Annotated in this window: 14 protein-coding genes; 10 read left to right on the top strand and 4 right to left on the bottom strand. The window is 73.0% G+C overall.

What is annotated here, in order from left to right:
* Positions 1-63: 63 nt before the first annotated feature.
* A complete protein-coding gene (locus OHT51_RS11820; protein WP_328878879.1) occupies positions 64-1,767 on the top strand; it encodes a proline--tRNA ligase in 1,704 nt (567 codons plus the stop codon).
* An 85-nt stretch (positions 1,768-1,852) separates the two neighbouring features.
* On the opposite strand, the gene OHT51_RS11815 is transcribed toward OHT51_RS11820, so the two are convergent.
* The 3 genes from OHT51_RS11815 to OHT51_RS11805 are packed head-to-tail and all read right to left on the bottom strand — an operon-like array spanning position 1,853 to position 3,795.
* Complete coding sequence (locus tag OHT51_RS11815) at positions 1,853-2,752, bottom strand: aminoglycoside phosphotransferase family protein (RefSeq protein ID WP_328878878.1); 900 nt, start codon at positions 2,750-2,752, stop codon at positions 1,853-1,855.
* Positions 2,753-2,779: 27 nt separating this feature from the next.
* Positions 2,780-3,247, bottom strand: coding sequence for a ferritin-like domain-containing protein (locus OHT51_RS11810; protein WP_328878877.1), 468 nt, complete (start codon positions 3,245-3,247; stop codon positions 2,780-2,782).
* Complete coding sequence (locus OHT51_RS11805; RefSeq protein WP_328878876.1) at positions 3,244-3,795, bottom strand: hypothetical protein; 552 nt, start codon at positions 3,793-3,795, stop codon at positions 3,244-3,246. The genes OHT51_RS11810 and OHT51_RS11805 overlap by 4 nt, the downstream gene beginning before the upstream one ends.
* 222 nt (positions 3,796-4,017) lie before the next feature.
* Here OHT51_RS11805 and rimP point away from each other — a divergent pair, with 222 nt between their 5' ends.
* The 9 genes from rimP to OHT51_RS11760 all read left to right on the top strand — a co-directional run bounded on the left by rimP (position 4,018) and on the right by OHT51_RS11760 (position 16,362).
* Entirely contained in the window at positions 4,018-4,524 is a 507-nt protein-coding gene (rimP, locus tag OHT51_RS11800) for a ribosome maturation factor RimP (protein WP_328878875.1), read from the top strand.
* A gap of 2 nt (positions 4,525-4,526) precedes the next feature.
* The gene (gene nusA, locus OHT51_RS11795) at positions 4,527-5,513 is read left to right on the top strand and encodes a transcription termination factor NusA (RefSeq protein WP_328878874.1); all 987 of its coding nucleotides are present in this window, start codon (positions 4,527-4,529) and stop codon (positions 5,511-5,513) included.
* Between the two features lie 102 nt (positions 5,514-5,615).
* Positions 5,616-5,912 carry a YlxR family protein gene (locus OHT51_RS11790; RefSeq protein WP_328878873.1) on the top strand — a complete coding sequence of 99 codons (297 nt, stop codon included), beginning with the start codon at positions 5,616-5,618 and terminating at the stop codon, positions 5,910-5,912.
* Between the two features lie 147 nt (positions 5,913-6,059).
* Entirely contained in the window at positions 6,060-9,230 is a 3,171-nt protein-coding gene (gene infB, locus OHT51_RS11785) for a translation initiation factor IF-2 (protein WP_328878872.1), read from the top strand.
* Between the two features lie 207 nt (positions 9,231-9,437).
* Positions 9,438-9,734 (top strand): DUF503 domain-containing protein, encoded by a 297-nt coding sequence (locus tag OHT51_RS11780; protein WP_328878871.1) that lies wholly within the window; start codon positions 9,438-9,440, stop codon positions 9,732-9,734.
* Positions 9,735-9,783: 49 nt separating this feature from the next.
* Positions 9,784-10,254: a 30S ribosome-binding factor RbfA gene (gene rbfA, locus OHT51_RS11775; protein ID WP_328878870.1), complete on the top strand. Its 471-nt coding sequence runs from the start codon at positions 9,784-9,786 to the stop codon at positions 10,252-10,254.
* A complete protein-coding gene (truB, locus tag OHT51_RS11770; RefSeq protein ID WP_328878869.1) occupies positions 10,251-11,156 on the top strand; it encodes a tRNA pseudouridine(55) synthase TruB in 906 nt (301 codons plus the stop codon). The genes rbfA and truB overlap by 4 nt, the downstream gene beginning before the upstream one ends.
* Before the next feature lie 288 nt (positions 11,157-11,444).
* On the top strand, positions 11,445-15,269 hold the full coding sequence (locus OHT51_RS11765) for a trypsin-like peptidase domain-containing protein (RefSeq protein WP_328878868.1): 3,825 nt from the start codon (positions 11,445-11,447) through the stop codon (positions 15,267-15,269).
* Between the two features lie 145 nt (positions 15,270-15,414).
* On the top strand, positions 15,415-16,362 hold the full coding sequence (locus OHT51_RS11760) for a bifunctional riboflavin kinase/FAD synthetase (RefSeq protein WP_328878867.1): 948 nt from the start codon (positions 15,415-15,417) through the stop codon (positions 16,360-16,362).
* 67 nt (positions 16,363-16,429) lie between these two features.
* On the opposite strand, the gene OHT51_RS11755 is transcribed toward OHT51_RS11760, so the two are convergent.
* Positions 16,430-19,675, bottom strand: coding sequence for an SCO5717 family growth-regulating ATPase (locus OHT51_RS11755; RefSeq protein WP_328878866.1), 3,246 nt, complete (start codon positions 19,673-19,675; stop codon positions 16,430-16,432).
* Between the last annotated feature and the right edge of the window lie 87 nt (positions 19,676-19,762).

Raw genomic sequence — 19,762 nt, 5'->3', positions numbered from 1 at the left:
ACCGCCCCGTCCCGCCCGGCTAACCTCCTGCCATAACCCTTACGCAGCAGGAGTACGGAAACCATGGCGAACGCACCGGTCCAGCGCATGTCCCAGTTGATGGCGAAGACGCTGCGCGACGACCCGGCGGACGCCGAGGTCCTCAGTCACAAGCTGCTCGTCCGCGCCGGCTACGTCCGCCGCACCGCGGCCGGCATCTGGTCGTGGCTGCCCCTCGGCAAGCGGGTCCTCGCCAACGTGGAGCGCATCGTCCGCGAGGAGATGGACGCCATCGGCGCCCAGGAAGTGCTGCTCCCCGCCCTGCTGCCGCGTGAGCCGTACGACGCGACGGGCCGCTGGGACGAGTACGGCCAGGAGCTGTTCCGTCTGAAGGACCGCAAGGGCGGCGACTACCTGCTCGGTCCGACCCACGAGGAGATCTTCACGCTGCTGGTGAAGGACCAGGCGTCCTCCTACAAGGACCTGCCGGTCATCCTCTACCAGATCCAGCACAAGTACCGCGACGAGGCCCGCCCGCGGGCCGGCATCCTGCGCGGCCGCGAGTTCCTGATGAAGGACTCGTACTCCTTCGACACCGACGACGAGGGCCTCGGCCAGTCCTACGCCCTGCACCGCCAGGCCTACCAGCGCGTCTTCGAGCGCCTCGGCCTCGACTACCGCATCTGCGCCGCCACCGCCGGCGCCATGGGCGGCTCGAAGTCCGAGGAGTTCCTCGCCCCGGCCGAGGCCGGCGAGGACACCTTCGCCGACTGCCCGAACTGCGACTTCGCGGCGAACACCGAGGCCATCACGTACGAGCTGAAGTCGGTGGACGCCGGCGACGTGCCCGCCCTCGAAGAGATCCCGACCCCCGACACCCCCACCATCGAGACCCTCGCCGCCCACCTCGGCGTCCAGGCCGCCGACACCCTGAAGAACCTTCTCGTGAAGGTCGACGGCGAGATCGTCGCCGTCGGTGTCCCCGGTCACCGCGAGGTCGACATGGGCAAGGTCGAGGCGCACTTCGCCCCGGCCGTCGTCGAGATGGTCACCGAGGCGGACTTCGCCGGGCGCCCGGACCTGGTCCGCGGCTACGTCGGCCCGCAGGGCCTGGGCGAGAAGGTCAAGTACCTCGCCGACCCGCGCGTGGCCCCCGGCACCTCCTGGATCACCGGCGCCAACAAGGAGGGCACGCACGCGAAGAACGTCGTCGCGGGCCGTGACTTCGAGGTCGACGAGTACGTCGACGTCGTGGTCGTCCAGGAGGGCGACCCCTGCCCGAAGTGCGGCACCGGCCTCAAGCTCGACCGCGCCATCGAGATCGGCCACATCTTCCAGCTGGGCCGCAAGTACGCGGACGCGCTGAAGCTCGACGTCCTCGGCCAGAACGGCAAGCCGGTCCGCGTGACCATGGGCTCCTACGGCATCGGCGTCTCCCGCGCCGTCGCGGCCCTTGCCGAGCAGACCGCCGACGACAAGGGGCTGTGCTGGCCCGCCGAGGTCGCCCCGGCCGACGTGCACGTGGTCGCCGCCGGCAAGGCCCTGCAGACCGAACTCGCCCTCGACGTCTCCGAGAAGCTGTCCGCGGCCGGCCTGCGCGTCCTGTGCGACGACCGCGCGGGTGTCTCGCCGGGCGTGAAGTTCACGGACTCGGAGCTGATCGGCGTACCGCAGATCCTGGTGGCCGGCCGGCGCGCGGCCGAGGGCGTCGTCGAGCTCAAGGACCGCAGGACCGGCGAGCGCGAGGAACTGACGGTCGACGAGGCGATCGCCCGCCTCACCGCGTAAGGGCTCTTCGCAGAAGTCCCTCCGTGCTGCTCAAGGCGCCGCACGGAGGGACTTGTGCGCCCTCTCCGGAGTACCAGGAGTCGGCTCAGAGCCAGCCGGCGAACTCCAGCAACAACTCCGCGTCCTGGGCCCGCCCGACCCGCCGTGCCCGCACGCCCGACTCCACGGCCCGGAACAACGTCCAGCCCCGCAGCCGCTCCTGATCCACGTCCAGCGACTCCGCAAGCCGCTTGACCCGTCGCCGGGTCGTAGCAGCCCCCGACGGCGAGGCGATCAGATCCTCCACCCGGTCCCGCACCAACCGCGCCAGATCGAACGCACACTCACCGATCACCGGGTCCGGCCCCACCGCAAGCCACGGCATCCGCTCCCCGGCCAGCACCTTGCTCTGCCGGAACGTCCCGTGCAGCAACCGCCGCTCGGGCGGCGCGGCCAGCAACTCCTCGCGCGCGCCGAGCGCGGCGTCGACCAGTGGGCTCACCTCGGCATCGGCGGCCGCGGTCGCCCGCATCGCGTCGGCCTGCCTGCCGGTCCGCTCGGCGACCGTCTCGAAGGGGTGATCGCCGGGCGGCTCGACCCACAGCCTCCGCAGCGTCCCCGCCGCCTCCAGCAGGGCCTTCGCCTCGGGCAACGACCGCACCGACACATCCGGATGCAGCCGCTCCAGCAACAGCACACCCTCGACAGCGGGCTCGTCGAGCAGTTGCACGGCCCCCACGCCTCCCCAGTGCGCCAGCGCCGCCCGCTCGCTCTGCGGACGGGCCCGCGGCGGGGCCAGCTTCAGCACGGCCGGGGTTCCGTCAGCGCGCCGCACCAGCACCACCAGGCTGCTGCGCCCGCCCGGCATCTGCACCCGCTCAACGGTCAACTCGCGTAGCGCGACGGCCTGGTGGGCCGCCTCCGGCAGCTTCACCAACCAGTCGTCACCCTCCGGTGCCGTCTCACCGAGCGCCTTGACCAGACGCTGCGGCGGTTCGAAAGCCATGCGCGAGTAGTTCCCTTCAGATGCGGGTCATGCCGAGGGCATCGGCGAGGCGGACGTCGTGGCCGCCCGCTCGGCGAGCCCAGGGAAGGCTACGCTCTCGCCCCGCCAGCGCACCGCCCGCACCGCCGCCTCTCGCAGCGCCTCGGCCGCGGTACCCCGCAGCTCACCCTCGGCCGCCCGCACCAGGTCGGAGTACACCGCGGCCATCCGGTCCTCAAGACCGGCGGCGAACCGCACGGCCGCGGGTGCGTCCGACACCGGGAACGGCAGCGCGTACGCGGGGCTCGCGGCGACCGGCTCGGAACCGAGGTCGCGCACCTCGCGCGCCAGCGCGTCCCGCCGCGCCCGGTGCGCGTCGTAGGCCGCGCGGGCCTGAGAGCGCCGCTCCTGGCTGATCCGGCCGCCGACGACGCCGTACCCGTACACCGCCGCGTGCTCGGCGGCGAGCGCCGCCTGCAGGGCCTTCAGCTGCTCCTTCTTGCCGGACTCGCTCACTTGGCCCCCTCGTTCAGCAGATACGCGTGTGCCGCCCCCGCCGCGGCCACCGAGGCCAGCAGCCGCGCCAGTTCGCCCGGTACGTCCAGCAACGCCTTGGCCCGCCGGTCCGCGAGCGCCCGTTCCGCGGCGGCGAGCTCGGCGAGGGCCGCCCGCTCGTCGAGGGCCACGGCGGCCGACGGCGACCCGGAAGGCGACGGCGAAGCGGAAGACGCCGGCGACCCGGAGGGCGACGCGCTGTCCGATGCCTTTCGGCCACCCCCGAACGCCTCCACATGCCGTACGGCCGCCGCCCGCAACGGCCCCAGCAGTTCCGTCAGCACGGGATGGGCGGCGAGCACCGCGTCGTAGCGCTCGACCAGCCCCTCGCTGTCCCCGGCCGCACGCGCGCGTGCCCGCTCGGCGACCGACGGGCTGCCGCTGGTGCCGCCGTCCGAGGCGTCGGAGCCGGAGGAGCAGCCCACCAGCAGCGCGGCTCCGGCGGCCGAGGCGAGCAGGGTTCTTCTGCGCGGTCCTGACGCGGAGCGCGGCGGCGGGGGGTACGGCACGGCAGACGTCCTCGGGGAACTCGTACGGAAGGCGGCTGTGAAAGCGGTTACACAAGACAGCGGGCCGCGGGCCCGTGATCACCGTACCCGCGCAAGCGGACGGCACCACTCATCGGCACCGCTCGTGCGCAGGTGGACGGCAACAGCCCTCGCGACCCGATACCCTTTGACCAGACACGCGACCCATCCCACAACAGCACACGCGGCCGAGGAGTCACCCGGATGAGCACCACCCAGAGCGAGAGGCTGCGAGAACTACTGGAACCGCTCGTCAGCTCTCAGGGCCTGGACCTCGAAGAGATCGCAGTGGACTCCGTCGGACGCAAGCGTGTGCTGCGCGTCGTCGTGGACTCGGACACCGGTGCCGACCTGGACCGGATCGCCGATGTGAGCCGCGCGCTCTCGGCGAAGCTCGACGAGACGGACGCGATGGGCGAGGGGGAGTACACCCTCGAGGTCGGAACCCCCGGCGCGGAGCGCCCCCTCACGGAACACCGGCACTACGTGCGCGCCGTCGACCGGCTCGTGAAGTTCCAACTGGCCGAGGGCGGCGAGCTGGTGGCCCGGATCCTGGACGTCGACGACGAGGGCCTCGACCTCGAAGTGCCGGGAGTGAAGGGCCGCAAGGCCACCTCCCGCAGACTCGGCTTCGCGGACATCGACAAGGCGCGCGTGCAGGTCGAGTTCAATCGCAAGGACAACAAGGACGAGAAGGAAGAGGAGGCGTAGCCGTGGACATCGACATGAGCGCCCTGCGGGGCTTGGTACGGGAGAAGGAGATCTCCTTCGACCTGCTGGTCGAGGCGATCGAGTCGGCCCTCCTCATCGCCTACCACCGCACCGATGGAAGCCGCCGCCACGCGCGCGTGGAGCTGAACCGGGAGACCGGCCATGTGACCGTGTGGGCGAAGGAGGACCCCGAGGACCTCGAGGAGGGCCAGGAGGCCCGCGAGTTCGACGACACCCCGTCCGGCTTCGGCCGTATCGCCGCCACCACCGCCAAGCAGGTCATCCTGCAGCGGCTGCGCGACGCCGAGGACGACGCGACGCTCGGCGAGTACGCCGGCCGCGAGGGCGACATCGTCACCGGCGTGGTCCAGCAGGGCCGCGACCCGAAGAACGTCCTCGTGGACATCGGCAAGCTGGAGGCCATCCTGCCGGTGCAGGAGCAGGTCCCGGGCGAGACGTATCCGCACGGCATGCGCATCCGGTCGTACGTCGTACGAGTGGCCAAGGGCGTCCGCGGCCCGTCCGTGACCCTCTCGCGCACGCACCCGAACCTGGTGAAGAAGCTCTTCGCCCTGGAGGTGCCGGAGATCGCCGACGGATCCGTCGAGATCGCCGCCATCGCCCGCGAGGCCGGTCACCGCACGAAGATCGCCGTCCGGTCCACCCGCAGCGGCCTGAACGCCAAGGGTGCCTGCATCGGCCCCATGGGCGGCCGGGTGCGCAATGTCATGGGCGAGCTGAACGGCGAGAAGATCGACATCGTCGACTGGTCGGACGACCCGGCCGAGATGGTGGCGAACGCGCTGTCGCCGGCCCGGGTCTCCAAGGTGGAGGTCGTGGACATGGCGGCCCGCTCCGCGCGCGTGACGGTGCCCGACTACCAGCTGTCACTGGCGATCGGCAAGGAAGGGCAGAACGCCCGGCTCGCGGCCCGGCTGACCGGCTGGCGGATCGACATCCGGCCGGACACCGAGCAGGCCGGGGAATAGATCCAGGCCGCAGGTCGCTCAGATCACGTCACGTTATCGCCCGGCAACTGTTCGAATCCTGCCCCAAAGGGGTGAGGTCGCTACGGGGAGGTAGACTTAAGAGTGTCTGGCCGGACACGCGTCCGCGCATGCCCTGAACGCACCTGTGTGGGGTGCCGGGAGCGAGCGGCCAAGGCTGATCTGCTGCGGATCGTGGCGATCAAGGGCGAGTGCGCCCCTGATCCTCGCGGTACGCTGCCCGGCCGGGGTGCGTACGTACACCCCGCTCTGGTCTGTCTTGACCAGGCGGTGCGCCGCCGGGCGTTCACGCGGGCGTTGCGCGCCCCGGGAGCGCTCGACACAAAGGCGTTGCGCCAGTACGTCGAGCAGACAACAGTTGCTGAGCAGGCAACACCGTAAGAAGCGTCGTGCGGAACCCCCGCGCGGCCCAGGTACCCCGCGAGTTGGAAGTAGGTCGAGATTGCGATGAGCACTCGATGAGCACGCGATGAGTACGCCCATGAAGTAGCGACGGTCCGGACGCAACCCGGACCTAAAAGGAGCGAAGTGGCTAAGGTCCGGGTATACGAACTCGCCAAGGAGTTCGGGGTTGAGAGCAAGGTCGTCATGGCCAAGCTCCAAGAACTCGGTGAATTCGTCCGTTCGGCGTCTTCGACCATCGAAGCGCCCGTTGTCCGCAAACTGACGGACGCCCTCCAGCAGGGCAACGGAGGCGGCAAGTCCGCCCCCGCCCGCAAGGCTGCCCCGGCGAAGCCGGCAGCCCCCTCTCCCGCGCAGGCCGCCCGTCCGGCCGCCCCGCGCCCGCCGGCCCCCAAGCCGGCCGCCGCCGAGAAGCCCGCGGCTCCCGCCGCCCCGGCTGCTCCCGGCCCCCGTCCCACCCCGGGCCCGAAGCCCGCGCCGCGGCCCGCCCCGGCGTCCCCGGCTCCGACCGCGCCCGAGTTCACGGCGCCTCCGGCGGCTCCTGCCGCTCCCGCCGCCTCTCAGGGTCAGTCCCAGGGCCAGGCCCAGGGCCAGTCCCAGGGTTCCAGCCCGCGTCCGGGCGCCCCGCGTCCGGCCGGCCAGGCGCCGCGCCCCGGCGCTCCGCGTCCGGGTGGCCCGGGCCAGGGTGGCCAGGGCCGTGGTGAGCGCGGCGACCGCGGTGACCGCGGCGACCGTCCCGGCGCTCCGCGTCCGGGTGGCGGCGCCCAGCGTCCCGGCGGTCGTCCGGCCGGTCCCCGTCCGGGCAACAACCCGTTCACCTCTGGTGGCTCCACCGGCATGGCGCGCCCGCAGGCGCCCCGTCCGGGCGGCGCCCCGCGTCCGGGCGGCGCCGGTGCCCCCGGTGGTGCCCCGCGTCCGCAGGGCCAGGGCCAGGGCGGTCCCCGTCCCCAGGCTCCGGGCGGCGCACGTCCCACGCCGGGCGGCATGCCCCGTCCGCAGGGCGGCGGCGCGCGTCCCGGCGGCGGCCCCGGCGGTCCTCGTCCCGGTGGCGGCGGCCCCGGCGGCCCGCGTCCCAACCCCGGCATGATGCCGCAGCGTCCTGCTGCCGGCCCGCGTCCCGGCGGCGGTGGCCCCGGTGGCCGCGGTCCCGGTGGCGGCGGTCGTCCCGGTGGCGGCGGCGGTCGCCCGGGTGGCGGCGGCGGCTTCGCCGGTCGTCCCGGTGGCGGCGGTGGCGGCGGCTTCGCCGGTCGTCCCGGCGGTCCCGGTGGCGGCGGTGGCGGTTTCGCCGGTCGTCCCGGTGGTCCCGGCGGTGGCGGCGGTGGCCGTCCCGGCTTCGGTGGTCGTCCCGGCGGTCCCGGCGGCCGTGGTGGCACGCAGGGTGCCTTCGGTCGTCCCGGCGGTCCCGCTCGTCGTGGCCGTAAGTCGAAGCGGCAGAGGCGCCAGGAGTACGAGGCCATGCAGGCCCCGTCGGTCGGCGGCGTGATGCTGCCTCGCGGCAACGGACAGACCGTCCGCCTGTCGCGCGGTGCTTCCCTCACCGACTTCGCGGAGAAGATCAACGCCAACCCGGCGTCGCTCGTCGCCGTGATGATGAACCTCGGCGAGATGGTCACTGCCACGCAGTCCGTCTCCGACGAGACCCTCCAGCTGCTCGCCGGCGAGATGAACTACGTCGTCGAGATCGTCAGCCCGGAGGAGGAGGACCGCGAGCTGCTCGAGTCCTTCGACATCGAGTTCGGCGAGGACGAGGGCGGCGAGGAATTCCTCATGCCGCGTCCGCCGGTCGTGACCGTCATGGGTCACGTCGACCACGGTAAGACCCGACTGCTGGACACGATCCGCAAGACGAACGTCGTCGCGGGCGAGGCCGGCGGTATCACGCAGCACATCGGTGCGTACCAGGTCGCCACCCAGGTCAACGACGAAGAGCGCAGGATCACCTTCATCGACACCCCGGGTCACGAGGCGTTCACCGCCATGCGTGCCCGTGGTGCGAAGTCGACCGACATCGCGATCCTGGTCGTCGCGGCCAACGACGGCGTCATGCCGCAGACGGTCGAGGCGCTCAACCACGCCAAGGCGGCCGACGTCCCGATCGTCGTCGCGGTCAACAAGATCGACGTCGAGGGCGCGGACCCGACCAAGGTGCGCGGTCAGCTGACCGAGTACGGCCTGGTGGCCGAGGAGTACGGCGGCGACACGATGTTCGTCGACATCTCCGCCAAGCAGGGCCTCAACATCGAGAGCCTGCTGGAGGCCGTGGTCCTCACCGCGGACGCCTCGCTCGACCTGCGGGCCAACCCGGAGCAGGACGCGCAGGGTATTGCGATCGAGTCCCACCTCGACCGCGGCCGCGGTGCCGTCTCGACGGTCCTGGTCCAGCGCGGCACGCTGCGCATCGGCGACACGATGGTCGTCGGCGACGCGTACGGCCGTGTCCGGGCGATGCTCGACGACAACGGCAACAACGTCGAGGAAGCGGGTCCGTCGACCCCCGTCCTGGTCCTGGGTCTCACCAACGTCCCGGGCGCCGGCGACAACTTCCTCGTCGTCGACGAGGACCGCACGGCGCGTCAGATCGCCGAGAAGCGCGCGGCGCGTGAGCGCAACGCCAACTTCGCCCGCCGGGGTGTCCGGTTCTCCCTGGAGAACCTGGACGAGGCCCTCAAGGCCGGTCTGGTGCAGGAACTCAACCTCATCATCAAGGGCGACGCGTCCGGTTCGGTGGAGGCTCTCGAGTCCTCGCTGCTCCAGCTCGACGTCGGCGAAGAGGTCGACATCCGCGTCCTGCACCGCGGTGTGGGTGCGGTCACCGAGTCGGACATCGACCTGGCGACCGGCTCCGACGCCATCGTCATCGGCTTCAACGTCCGCGCTGCGGGCCGCGCGGCGCAGATGGCGGAGCGCGAGGGCGTCGACGTCCGGTACTACTCGGTGATCTACCAGGCCATCGAGGAGATCGAGGCGGCCCTCAAGGGCATGCTCAAGCCGGAGTACGAGGAGGTCGAGCTCGGCACGGCGGAGATCCGCGAGGTCTTCAAGTCGTCCAAGCTGGGCAACATCGCCGGTGTCCTGGTCCGCTCGGGCGAGGTCAAGCGCAACACCAAGGCGCGCCTCGTCCGCGACGGCAAGGTCATCGCGGAGAGCCTCAACATCTCCGGTCTGCGTCGCTTCAAGGACGACGTCACCGAGATCCGCGAAGGGTTCGAGGGCGGTATCAACCTCGGCAACTTCAACGACATCAAGGTCGACGACGTCATCGCGACCTACGAGATGCGCGAGAAGCCGCGGGCGTAACATCCGACGGTTTGTGCTGGCCGGCGGGACTTCGGTTCCGTCGGCCAGCGCGCCGTTTGCCGACCGGCATCGAAGGCGGACGGCGACGGTCCACGGAGCGTAATATCCGTCGATCGTCCCGGCCCCTTCGTTGTACGGTTCTGATGTCCCTGCCCCACGGATGGCAGGGCCATCGATCCCGTACCGGCGGGTGAACCGGTTACACACATGTATGTGGGGACGCTGTCCTTCGACCTCCTCCTCGGCGACGTACGGTCGCTGAAGGAGAAGCGCTCCGTCGTCCGCCCGATCGTCGCCGAACTCCAGCGCAAGTACGCGGTGAGTGCGGCCGAGGTGGACCACATGGACCTCCACCGGCGGGCCGGGATCGGCCTCGCCGTGGTGTCCGGCGACGCCGGGCATCTCGCCGACGTACTGGACCGGTGTGAACGGCTGGTCGCCGGCCGTCCGGAAGTGGAACTGCTGTCGGTACGGCGGCGTTTCCACGGTGACCACGACGACTGACGACCATCAGCCAAAGAACGCAGAAGAAGAAAGAACGGGAGACGGACCAGTGGCCGACAACGCGCGGGCGAAAAAGCTGGCGGACCTCATCCGAGAGGTGGTGGCCCAGAAGCTGCAGCGCGGGATCAAGGACCCGCGGCTCGGCTCGCACGTCACCATCACGGACACCCGCGTCACGGGTGACCTGCGGGAGGCGACGGTCTTCTACACGGTGTACGGGGACGACGAGGAGCGGGCGGCCGCGGCCGCCGGACTGGAGAGCGCCAAGGGCGTGCTCCGCTCGGCCGTGGGAGCGGCCGCGGGCGTGAAGTTCACGCCGACCCTCACCTTCGTTGCCGACGCCCTCCCGGACACCGCCCGGACCATCGAGGACCTCCTCGACAAGGCCCGGCAGTCCGACGAGAAGGTGCGCGAGGTGTCCGCGGGCGCGAAGTACGCCGGTGAGGCCGACCCGTACCGCAAGCCGGGTGCCGACGACGAGTCGGACGCTGCCGAGACGGACGGCGACACCGCGGAATGACGCAGAAGCACACCACGCCCGACGGCCTTGTCATCGTCGACAAGCCGTCGGGCTTCACTTCGCACGACGTGGTCGCCAAGATGCGCGGCATCGCCCGCACCCGCCGCGTCGGGCACGCCGGCACCCTCGACCCCATGGCGACGGGCGTACTCGTCCTCGGCGTCGAGAAGGCGACCAAGCTGCTCGGTCACCTGGCCCTGACCGAGAAGGAGTACCTCGGCACCGTCCGCCTCGGCCAGACCACGATCACCGACGACGCCGAGGGCGACATCACGGCGTCGGCCGACGCCTCGAAGGTCACCCGCGAGGCCATAGACGCCGGGATCGCCAAGCTGACCGGCGACATCATGCAGGTCCCCTCCAAGGTCAGCGCCATCAAGATCGACGGCGTGCGCTCCTACAAGCGGGCGCGCGACGGCGAGGACTTCGAGATCCCGGCGCGGCCGGTCACCGTCTCGTCCTTCTCGGTCCACGACGTGCGCGACGCCGTCGCCGACGACGGCACCGCCGTCCTCGACCTGGTCGTGTCGGTCGTCTGCTCCTCGGGCACCTACATCCGCGCCCTGGCCCGCGACCTCGGCGCCGACCTGGGCGTCGGCGGCCACCTCACTGCGCTGCGCCGCACCCGCGTCGGCCCGTACAAGCTGGACTCCGCCAAGACGCTGGAGCAGCTGCAGCAGGAGCTGACGGTGATGCCGATCGCCGAGGCCGCCACGGCCGCGTTCCCGCGCTGGGACGTCGACGCCAGGCGCGCCCGGCTGCTGACGAACGGGGTCCGCCTCGACATGCCCGACGAGTACGCGGGCGCCGGCCCCGTGGCCGTCTTCACCCCCGAGGGCCGCTTCCTCGCGCTCGTGGAGCAGCACAAGGGCAAGGCCAAGAGCCTGGCCGTCTTCGGCTGAGGCGCCCGGCTCACGGGCGCCGCCTGCCGGTGTTCTGCCCGTGGAGCGGCGGTCACGGGGTAGTCCTCTGCCCGCCGCTCCACGGTCCCCCTCGGTTCCCCCACCCCTAGGGTGTATCCAACGACCCCTGCCTGTTCACCCGTCCGTGCAGGCGCTCGGAGTGAACCGAGGGAGCGGAAGGGGGCGCGTTCGCCGAGCGATCTTTCCCGCTGATCACTTCGCACTTACCGTCGAAAGAACAGAGCGTGGGCGCATGGGCGTGTGGACGCACGGCGGGGAGGTTCGACCATGGCGGGACGAGGCCCGGGGGCGGGCGGCGACCGCCGGACGGCGGAGGGGACGCGGACGGCGGGAGACGCGTGGGACACGCGTCAGGCCATGCGCGGCGTTCGGGACCTGGGGGAGGCATCGGGTCCCTGGAGCACCTCGGACGACTTGCCCGGCATCGGCCTGACCGGGACGGACGCCGGCACCCGAGGCCCGGACGGCAGCGGGTCCTGCTCCGGCGAACGCCCGGACGGCGCCGGGTTGGGCGCCCGCCCTCGTGACGAAGCCCTGGTCCGCATTCATGACGCGGCCGGCCGGCCCCGCGGCCTCGGGTTCGTGGCCGACCACCACGGCACCGTCGTCACCAGCCACGAGGTCGTCGACGGTTCGGCCGGGCTGGTCCTGTACTCCGCCGAGGGCGACCGGAGCTGTGCGGTGGATGCGACCGCGGTGACCCTGTTGCCCGCCCTGGACCTGGCTCTCGTACGCACCGAGGGGCTGGGCGTGGAGCCGTTGCCGGTGACCGTGCTGGAGCAGATCGAGACCGGCGCGTACGTCCGGATCGCCGCCGGGGGCTGGCGGGAAGCCCGGGTGCTGGGCGCCGTGGCAGTGACGTACACGGCGACGGAACGCCTCCATCTCCTCGACGGCGCCCTGGAGTTGGCGATCGGCACGGCCGGCCGGGACGCGTTGCGGCTGGGCGGAGGGGCGGCGGGGGGACCCGTGCTCGACGCCGGGACCGGCGCCGTCGTGGGCGTGCTCGGCACGGCACTGCAGTCCGGGCACCGTGACGCCGTCTTCGCGGTACCGCTGCTCCAGCAGGGTCTCGGCCGCGCTCGGGCAGGGGCGAAGGGCGTCGCGTCCGACGGCCCGCTGGCCGAGCTGCTCGCCGAGAACGCGGCGACGGTGCCGGCGTACGGGGCCGACCTCAACCTGGCGGGCGTACTGGAGCTGACGGCCACATCGGTCGGGCAGGACGGTCCGGCCGGGGCGCTGGCGGGCCATGCGGGCCGGGAGGGCGCCGGGGGAGCGGGGGCGATGGCCCCGGTCGAACGGGCCTCGACGGCGAGGGAGTTCAGCGCCTTCGCCGAGAGCCGGGCCTCCGTACTGGGCCTGGTCGGGCGTCCCGGCAGCGGCCGTACGACGGAACTCGCGGCTCTGGCCGCCCGCCGCAGCCGCGGCCCGCAACCGGCTCCCACGCTGTGGCTGCGCGGCGCCGACCTGAGGGGCGACGACACCTCGGTGGCCGACGCGGCGCGGCGAGCGCTGAACCGGGCGGCCCGCATCGTGGCGGCGTCGGTGTCGGCATCTGCATCGGTATGGGCATCGGCGTCGGTGTCGGTATCGGCTCCCGCGGCCGGCCAGTACTCCACCGACCCCGGCATCCTGGGCGACACGAGCCCCGAACGGCTGGCCCAGCTCGCTCGCGCCACCGGCCGCCCCCTCCTGCTCCTCCTGGACAGCCCCGAGGAGATGCCCCCCGTCCTCGCCCACGGCCTCAGGGAGTGGACCGAGGGCACGGCGCAGTGGCTGCGGGAGACGGGGGCCCGGCTGGTGGTGGCGTGCCGGGCGGAGTACTGGGAGGGGGCGGGCGCCGAGTTCCCGGAGGAGCTGCTGTACGGCTCCGGTGAGCGGTCGGAGCGCGGGACGTCCGGGCGGTTTCCGCCGTGCGTACGGCTCGACGACCTCACCCCTGACGAGGCCCACCGGGCCCGCGCCGGCTACGGCATCCCGGACGGCGTTCTCGCCGCACCCGATGCCCGGCACCCCCTCACGCTCCGCCTCCTGTCCGAGGTACGCGCCGCCCTGCCCGACGCCCCCGCCGTCCCGGTCGACCGCGACGACGTCCTCTCCGCCCACCTCGACCTCATGTGCCTGCGCATCGCCGTCCGCCTGGCCGTCGAGAACGGCCTGCGCGGCACCTCCGTACGCCGCCTGGCCGCCAAGGTCTCCGGCCAGGTCCACGAGGCCGCCCGCCGCAGCCTCGGGCCGGGCCAGGGGGAGCTGGACCGGGAGTCGTTCGAGGCGGTGTTCCCCTGGGGGCCCGCCCCCGCGCGGCTCGGCGGCGCCACTGGCTGGGCCTCCGCCGTCCTCACCGAAGGCCTCCTCGTCCCCGCCGGCAACGGCTATCGCTTCGCACACGAGGAAGTCGCCGACTGGATCCAGGGCATGCACCTCGACCTGGACGAGGCCCTGTACGCCCTGGTCCACCGGAGCCGAACCCACCCCGACGCCGCGCACCCCCTCCCCGTACCGCACCACCGCATCGGCCCCGTCGTCCAAGCCCTCCTGCTGCTCCCACGGCACCACGGACACCGTCAACTCGCGCTCCGGCTGGAGGAGTTGGCCGATGCGCTGGATGCCGACCGGCACTGCTGGTGGGCCGCCCGGCTCCTCACCGAGACCCTGCTGCGCGTCCCGGACGCGACGCCTTACCAGGACGTACTGCGCCTCCTCACCGACCGGATCGTCGCCCGGCGCGGGCGCGACCTCGCCGTGCCGCCCGAGTTCGGCCCCGGCTTCTGGACCGCGCTGCCGCTCCCGGACGGGGAGCGCTTCGACCTGTTGCGCCGCCTCGTCCTCGCCGACGGCCCGCCGAGCGACGCCGAGGAGGCGCTGGACCCCGGGCAACCCCGGCACCCCCGGTACCTGGACGCTGTGGCCCGGCTCCTCGCCGCCGACCCCGCGGCCGTACAACCCCACCTCACCCGCTGGTTCGACGACGACCGCCCGCTGCCCGCGACCCCCCACGCGACCGTCGCCCACGCCGCCCAGGCCCTGCTGCACACGCACCGCCACCGCGCCCTCGACGACCTCACCGAAACGCTCGTCGACAGCGCGCACCGCAAAGCCGACGAACTCCTCGCCGTACTGTCCGAGGAGGAACCGTCCGCGATCTGCCGGGCCGTCGACCGCTGGGCGCACGACGAGCGGCCCGGGCGACGCGTCGCGGCGGCGGCGTACGGACAGCGCGTCGCGCCTCATGTGCGCACCGAGGCCGACCGCGAGCTGATCCGCTATGCCGCCCTCGCCCTGCTCGCCCGGCCCGACGACTGCACCCTGCACGGCAGCGCGCTCGCCGTCCTCGTACGGGACCCACGCACGCGTGCCCTCCACCTGCCTCAGGCGCTGGCGCACTTCGCGGCAGCCGACCCGCAGTTCCCGCCGGGCGCCCTGGTCGCCGCCCTCGCGACCCACTCCGAACAGGTCCTCGAAGCCTTCCGGGCGCGGCTGTGCCGACCCGACGCCGAAGAGGCGCTGCGCACCCTCGCCGACGTCACCACCCCGGACCTCGCCCGCCGGGTCGCCGCCCTCCTGCGGGAAGCGGTCCAGTGGTGCCCCGAGACCGCAGCGGACGTGGCCGCGTACGTCGACCGGCGCCTCGAGCACGGCCCCAGTGCCCGCGCCGTCCTCTTCCCGCTGGTCACCGGCCTGCTGGACGGCGGCACGGAACAGGTGCGGGTCGCCCTGGCGGCCGTACTCGCGACTCCCGGCCCGCCCGACTCGCGGACCCTGCGGCGCGAGCTCCTGGACTTCCTCCTCGCCAACGAACACGCCCCGGCCGTCCTCGACGCCCTCCTGCACGCCACCGTCCGGTGCCGCGGCGACCGCCCGGGCGACGGCCTGCGCGACCTCGTCCACCACATCGGCATGCTCCTGGTCCGCACCCAGGACGGCGCAGCCCGTTTCGACCGGGGCCTGGTCGACCTGGGCCGCCGCGTCCCCGGCTTCGCCGCCCAGGTCGCGGCCTGGCTGACCGACACTCCGCAGGACTGGACGGCGGTGGTGGGACCGAGCACCCGCCGGATGATCGAGAACCTGGCAGGCGTCCGAGTCCCCGCATGAATCCCGGGGTGGCACGTGCAGCCGGTCACAGCACCCATGCCGATGCGGGCCACAAGGGCCCGGCATGGCACCCTTAGACCTGCGTAAGACCGTATGAGCGAAGACGGACACCGGTTCGACGACTTTGCGACAAGGAGCAGGCACAGTGCAGCGCTGGCGTGGCTTGGAGGACATCCCCCAGGACTGGGGGCGCAGCGTCGTCACCATCGGCTCCTACGACGGAGTCCACCGCGGGCACCAGCTGATCATCCGGCATGCCGTGGACCGCGCGCGTGAGCTGGGCGTCCCCGCGGTCGTCGTCACCTTCGACCCGCACCCCAGCGAGGTCGTCCGCCCCGGCAGCCACCCGCCCCTGCTCGCCCCGCACCACCGCCGCGCCGACCTCATGGCCGAGCTGGGCGTGGACGCGGTGCTGATCCTCCCCTTCACCACCGAGTTCTCGAAGCTGTCGCCGGCCGACTTCGTCGTCAAGGTCCTGGTCGACAAACTGCACGCCAAGGCGGTCGTCGAAGGCCCGAACTTCCGCTTCGGCCACCGCGCCGCGGGCAACGTCGAGTTCCTCGCCGAGCAGGGCAAGATCTACGACTACGAGGTGGAGGTCGTCGACCTGTACGTGACCGGCGAGGCCGGCGGCGGCGAGCCCTTCTCCTCCACTCTGACCCGGCGACTGGTCGCCCAGGGCGACGTCGAGGGCGCCGCCGAGATCCTGGGCCGCCCGCACCGCGTCGAGGGCGTGGTCGTGCGCGGGGCACAGCGCGGCCGGGAGCTGGGCTTCCCCACCGCCAACGTGGAGACCCTGCCGCACACCGCCATCCCCGCCGACGGCGTCTACGCGGGCTGGCTGCACGCCCAGGGCGAGGTGATGCCGGCGGCGATCTCCGTCGGCACGAACCCGCAGTTCGACGGGACCGAGCGCACGGTGGAGGCGTACGCGATCGACCGCGTCGGCCTGGACCTGTACGGCCTGCACGTCGCCGTCGACTTCCTCGCCTTCGTCCGCGGCCAGGCGAAGTTCGAGTCGCTGGACGGCCTGCTGGAGCAGATGGCCGAGGACGTCAAGCGCTGCCGCGAGTTGGTGGCTGCCGCCCAGTAGCCACTCCTACGACGCCGAAGGGCGGCCGGTACCTCAGGGGTACCGGCCGCCCTTCGTTGTGCACGGGCTACTGCTGCGTCCAGCCGGGCGGTACGGCGCCCTGCTGCGGCTGCTGACCCTGCTGGCCCTGCTGCGGGTCCTGCGGCGGCGGCGCCTGCTGCTGCCAGCCCTGGCCCGGCGCGGGCTGCTGCGGGGGCTGCCCCCAGCCCTGACCCTGCTGCGGGGCACCGCCCTGCTGGGGGTACTGCTGCTGGGGCTGCTGCTGCGGGGGCGGGTAGCCGCCCTGCTGCGGGTGCTGCTGGTGCTGCTGGTACTGCATGTTCGGGTTGCCGAAGCCCTGCTGCGTGCGCGCGATGTCCTCGGCGATGAGCGCGGCGAGGTCGAAGTAGGCCTCGCGGGTCTTGGGACGCATCATGTCGAGGTCCACCTCGGCGCCCGCCGACAGGTGCTCGTCGAAGGGGATCACGACGACACCGCGGCAGCGGGTCTCGAAGTGCGCGACGATGTCCTCCACCTTGATCATCTTGCCCGTCTCGCGGACACCCGAGATCACGGTGACCGACCGCTGGACCAGATCGGCGAACCCGTTCGCCGACAGCCAGTCGAGCGTGGTCGAGGCGCTGCTCGCGCCGTCCACCGAGGGCGTGGAGATGATGATCAACTGGTCGGCCAGGTCCAGCACGCCGCGCATCGCGCTGTAGAGCAGACCGGTACCCGAGTCCGTGAGGATGATCGGGTACTGCCGCCCCAGCACGTCGAGCGCGCTGCGGTAGTCCTGGTCGTTGAAGGTGGTGGAGACCGCCGGGTCCACGTCGTTGGCGATGATCTCCAGGCCCGAGGGCGCCTGCGAGGTGAAGCGGCGGATGTCCATGTAGCTGTTGAGCTGCGGGATCGCCTGCACCAGGTCACGGATCGTCGCGCCCGTCTCGCGCCGCACGCGACGCCCGAGTGTGCCGGCGTCCGGGTTGGCGTCGATCGCCAGGATCTTGTCCTGCCGCTCGGTGGCGAGGGTGGCGCCCAGCGACATGGTCGTCGTGGTCTTGCCGACACCGCCCTTGAGGCTGATCACCGCGATCCGGTAGCAGGACATCACCGGCGTACGGATCAGACCCAGCTTCCGCTCCCGCTCCGCCTGCTCCTTCTTCGCACCGAGCTTGAAGCGGGACGGACCCTGGTTGTTCTTGCGGGCCTTGGGTTGGTTGCGCAGCAGTCGGTCCGAGGACAGCTCCACCGCGGCGTTGTAGCCGAGCGGGGTGCCGGGCGCGGCCTGCTGCTGCTGCGGAGCGCCGGGGCCGGCCTGGGGTCCGGGCGGGGCACTCCAGCCCTGGTTGCCCTGGTTGCCCGGCTGGCCGTAGGCGGCGGGGTTCTGCTGCGGCTGCGGTTGCGGCTGCTGCGGGGCCTGCTGCTGGGGCTGGGCCGGGGGCTGCTGGGGTGCTGGCTGCTGCGGCGCGGGCTGTTGGGGCTGGGCTGCCTGCGGGTAGCCGTAGCCGCCCTGCTGGGGCGGGTAGCCGTAGCCGGGCTGCGCGGGGTGCGGCTGCTGCTGCGGGTAGCCGTATCCGTCGGCCTGCGGTTGCGGTTGAGGCTGCGCGGGCTGCTGCTGCCCCGGCTGCGGCTGGCCTGCGTGCGGGGGCTGCTGCGGGTAGCCGTAACCGGCGGCCTGCGGGTGTCCGGGATGCTGCTGTCCGGGCTGGTGCGCCTGCCGCGGGTCGGCGGGGGCGGGCTGTCCGCCCTGCGCCGGGTATCCGGGCTGGGCCTGCGCCGGGTATCCGGGCTGGGCCTGCGCCGGGTATCCGGGCTGTGCCTGCGGCTGGGCCGGGCCGAACGAGCCCTGCGCGGGGGGCTGGTGCGGGGGCTGACCGGGGTGGCCGGGCTGACCGGGGTGGCCGGCCTGGTCCGGGAGCGGCTGGGCGGCCGGGGCCTGGGGGTAGCCGTAGCCGCCGGCCTGCGCAGCGGCGGCGGCCTGCTGGTCCGGCTGTCCGGCCTGCGGCGGCATTCCCGGGGCGGGCTGCGCGGGCGTGAATCCCTGGGGCAGCGGAGGGAGCGCCTGGTTGGGGTGGGGCTGGGCCTGCGGCTGCTCCGGGGCCTGGCCGGTGGGCTGGGCCTGCGGCGGCATGGGGGGCTGGCCGGTCGGCTGTGCCTGGGGCTGCTGTACCGGAGCCGCGGGCGGCTGTGCGGGAGCGGTGGGCGCGGGTGCGGCGGCCTGTGCCTCGGCCTCTGCGTCCGGCTCCGCTTCCGGCGTCGCCGGGGGCTCGTGCTGGGGCGCGGCCTGGGTGGGGGAGTCGGCGTCGGCCTGGACGTGCTCCGGCTCGTCGCCCTCCGCGACGGGCGCGGATCCGGTGGAGTCCGCCGACTCCGCCTCGTCGGTCCGCTCCTCGTCCGCCTCCACGTCGTCGTCGGCATCGCCGAACAGGCGCGCGGCCTCGGCGTCCGCGGCGGCGTGGTTGAGCTCGGCCTCCGGCTCCGCCACGGGCTCCGCCACCGGCTGTGCGGGAGCGGGCTGCTCGGGTGCGGGGGCCGCCGGGACGCCTGCCGCCGGGGTGGCCGTCGGGGACGGTCCGCCCTGGGCGTCGGTGTCGACCGGACGCAGCACGGGGAAGCCGGGGGCGCCGGGGGGCGGGGCGGGCGTGTGCTGCGGGGGCGCGGTGGGCGGCTGGGCAGGCGTCGGAGGCTGAGGTGCGGCGGCGGGGGGCTGGGCAGGCGTGTGCTGTTGGGGCACGCCGAATCCGCCGGACGTGTCCTGGCCTTGCTGGGGGACGCCGAAGCCACCCGAGGTGTCCTGGCCTTGACCCTGCTGCGGCGCGGCGAAGCCGCCGGACGTGTCGTGACCCTGTTGCGGGACGCCGAAGCCACCCGAGGTGTCCTGACTCTGACCCTGCTGCGGATAGCCGTATCCGCCGGCCGCGGGGCCACCCGGGGCGGACTGCTGCTGCGGAAAGCCGTAGCCACCCGTGGCGGGGCCGCCCTGCTGGTGCGGGTCGGGCGTGCCCTGAGCCGGAGTCTGCTGGGCGGGTTGGGCCGGCTGCGCGGGCGGCTGAGGGGCGCCCTGGGCCGGTGGCTGCGCCGGTCCGGGAGCGTAGGGAGCGGGACCGCCGGGCGGACCGCTGGGCGATCCGACGGGCGCACCGGTCGGCGGTGGTGGCGATGGCGGACCGGAATCCTGCTGGCCACCGGCCGAGGAACCGCTTTGCGTACTTTGGGCGTACCAGGCGGGAGGTGTGTAGACGATTTCGAACTCGCCGGTGAGATCCACCTCGTGATCGTCCCCGTCCGAGGAAGGGCTCCCGCCGTTGTACTCGGACCGATCCCTGTTCACTGCTTGCCTCCTGGTCAGCCACTGCTGCTGAGCTGGTCGTCGTCGCGGCCGGGCGGACCGAGTGGCGAGTCCCACTCGACTGCGATC

Source organism: Streptomyces sp. NBC_00299 (assembly GCF_036173045.1).
Classification (GTDB): domain Bacteria; phylum Actinomycetota; class Actinomycetes; order Streptomycetales; family Streptomycetaceae; genus Streptomyces; species Streptomyces machairae.
The sequence above is the reverse complement of the archived record's forward strand: the minus strand, read 5'-3'. Positions and strand labels throughout refer to the sequence as shown.

Excerpts from the sequence above, each read along its gene's own strand:
- OHT51_RS11820 (WP_328878879.1), top strand. The coding sequence starts at position 64 with ATGGCGAACGCACCGGTCCAGCGCATGTCCCAGTTGATGGCGAAGACG.
- OHT51_RS11815 (WP_328878878.1), bottom strand. The coding sequence starts at position 2,752 with ATGGCTTTCGAACCGCCGCAGCGTCTGGTCAAGGCGCTCGGTGAGACG.
- rimP (WP_328878875.1), top strand. The coding sequence starts at position 4,018 with ATGAGCACCACCCAGAGCGAGAGGCTGCGAGAACTACTGGAACCGCTC.
- OHT51_RS11780 (WP_328878871.1), top strand. The coding sequence starts at position 9,438 with ATGTATGTGGGGACGCTGTCCTTCGACCTCCTCCTCGGCGACGTACGG.
- truB (WP_328878869.1), top strand. The coding sequence starts at position 10,251 with ATGACGCAGAAGCACACCACGCCCGACGGCCTTGTCATCGTCGACAAG.
- OHT51_RS11765 (WP_328878868.1), top strand. The coding sequence starts at position 11,445 with ATGGCGGGACGAGGCCCGGGGGCGGGCGGCGACCGCCGGACGGCGGAG.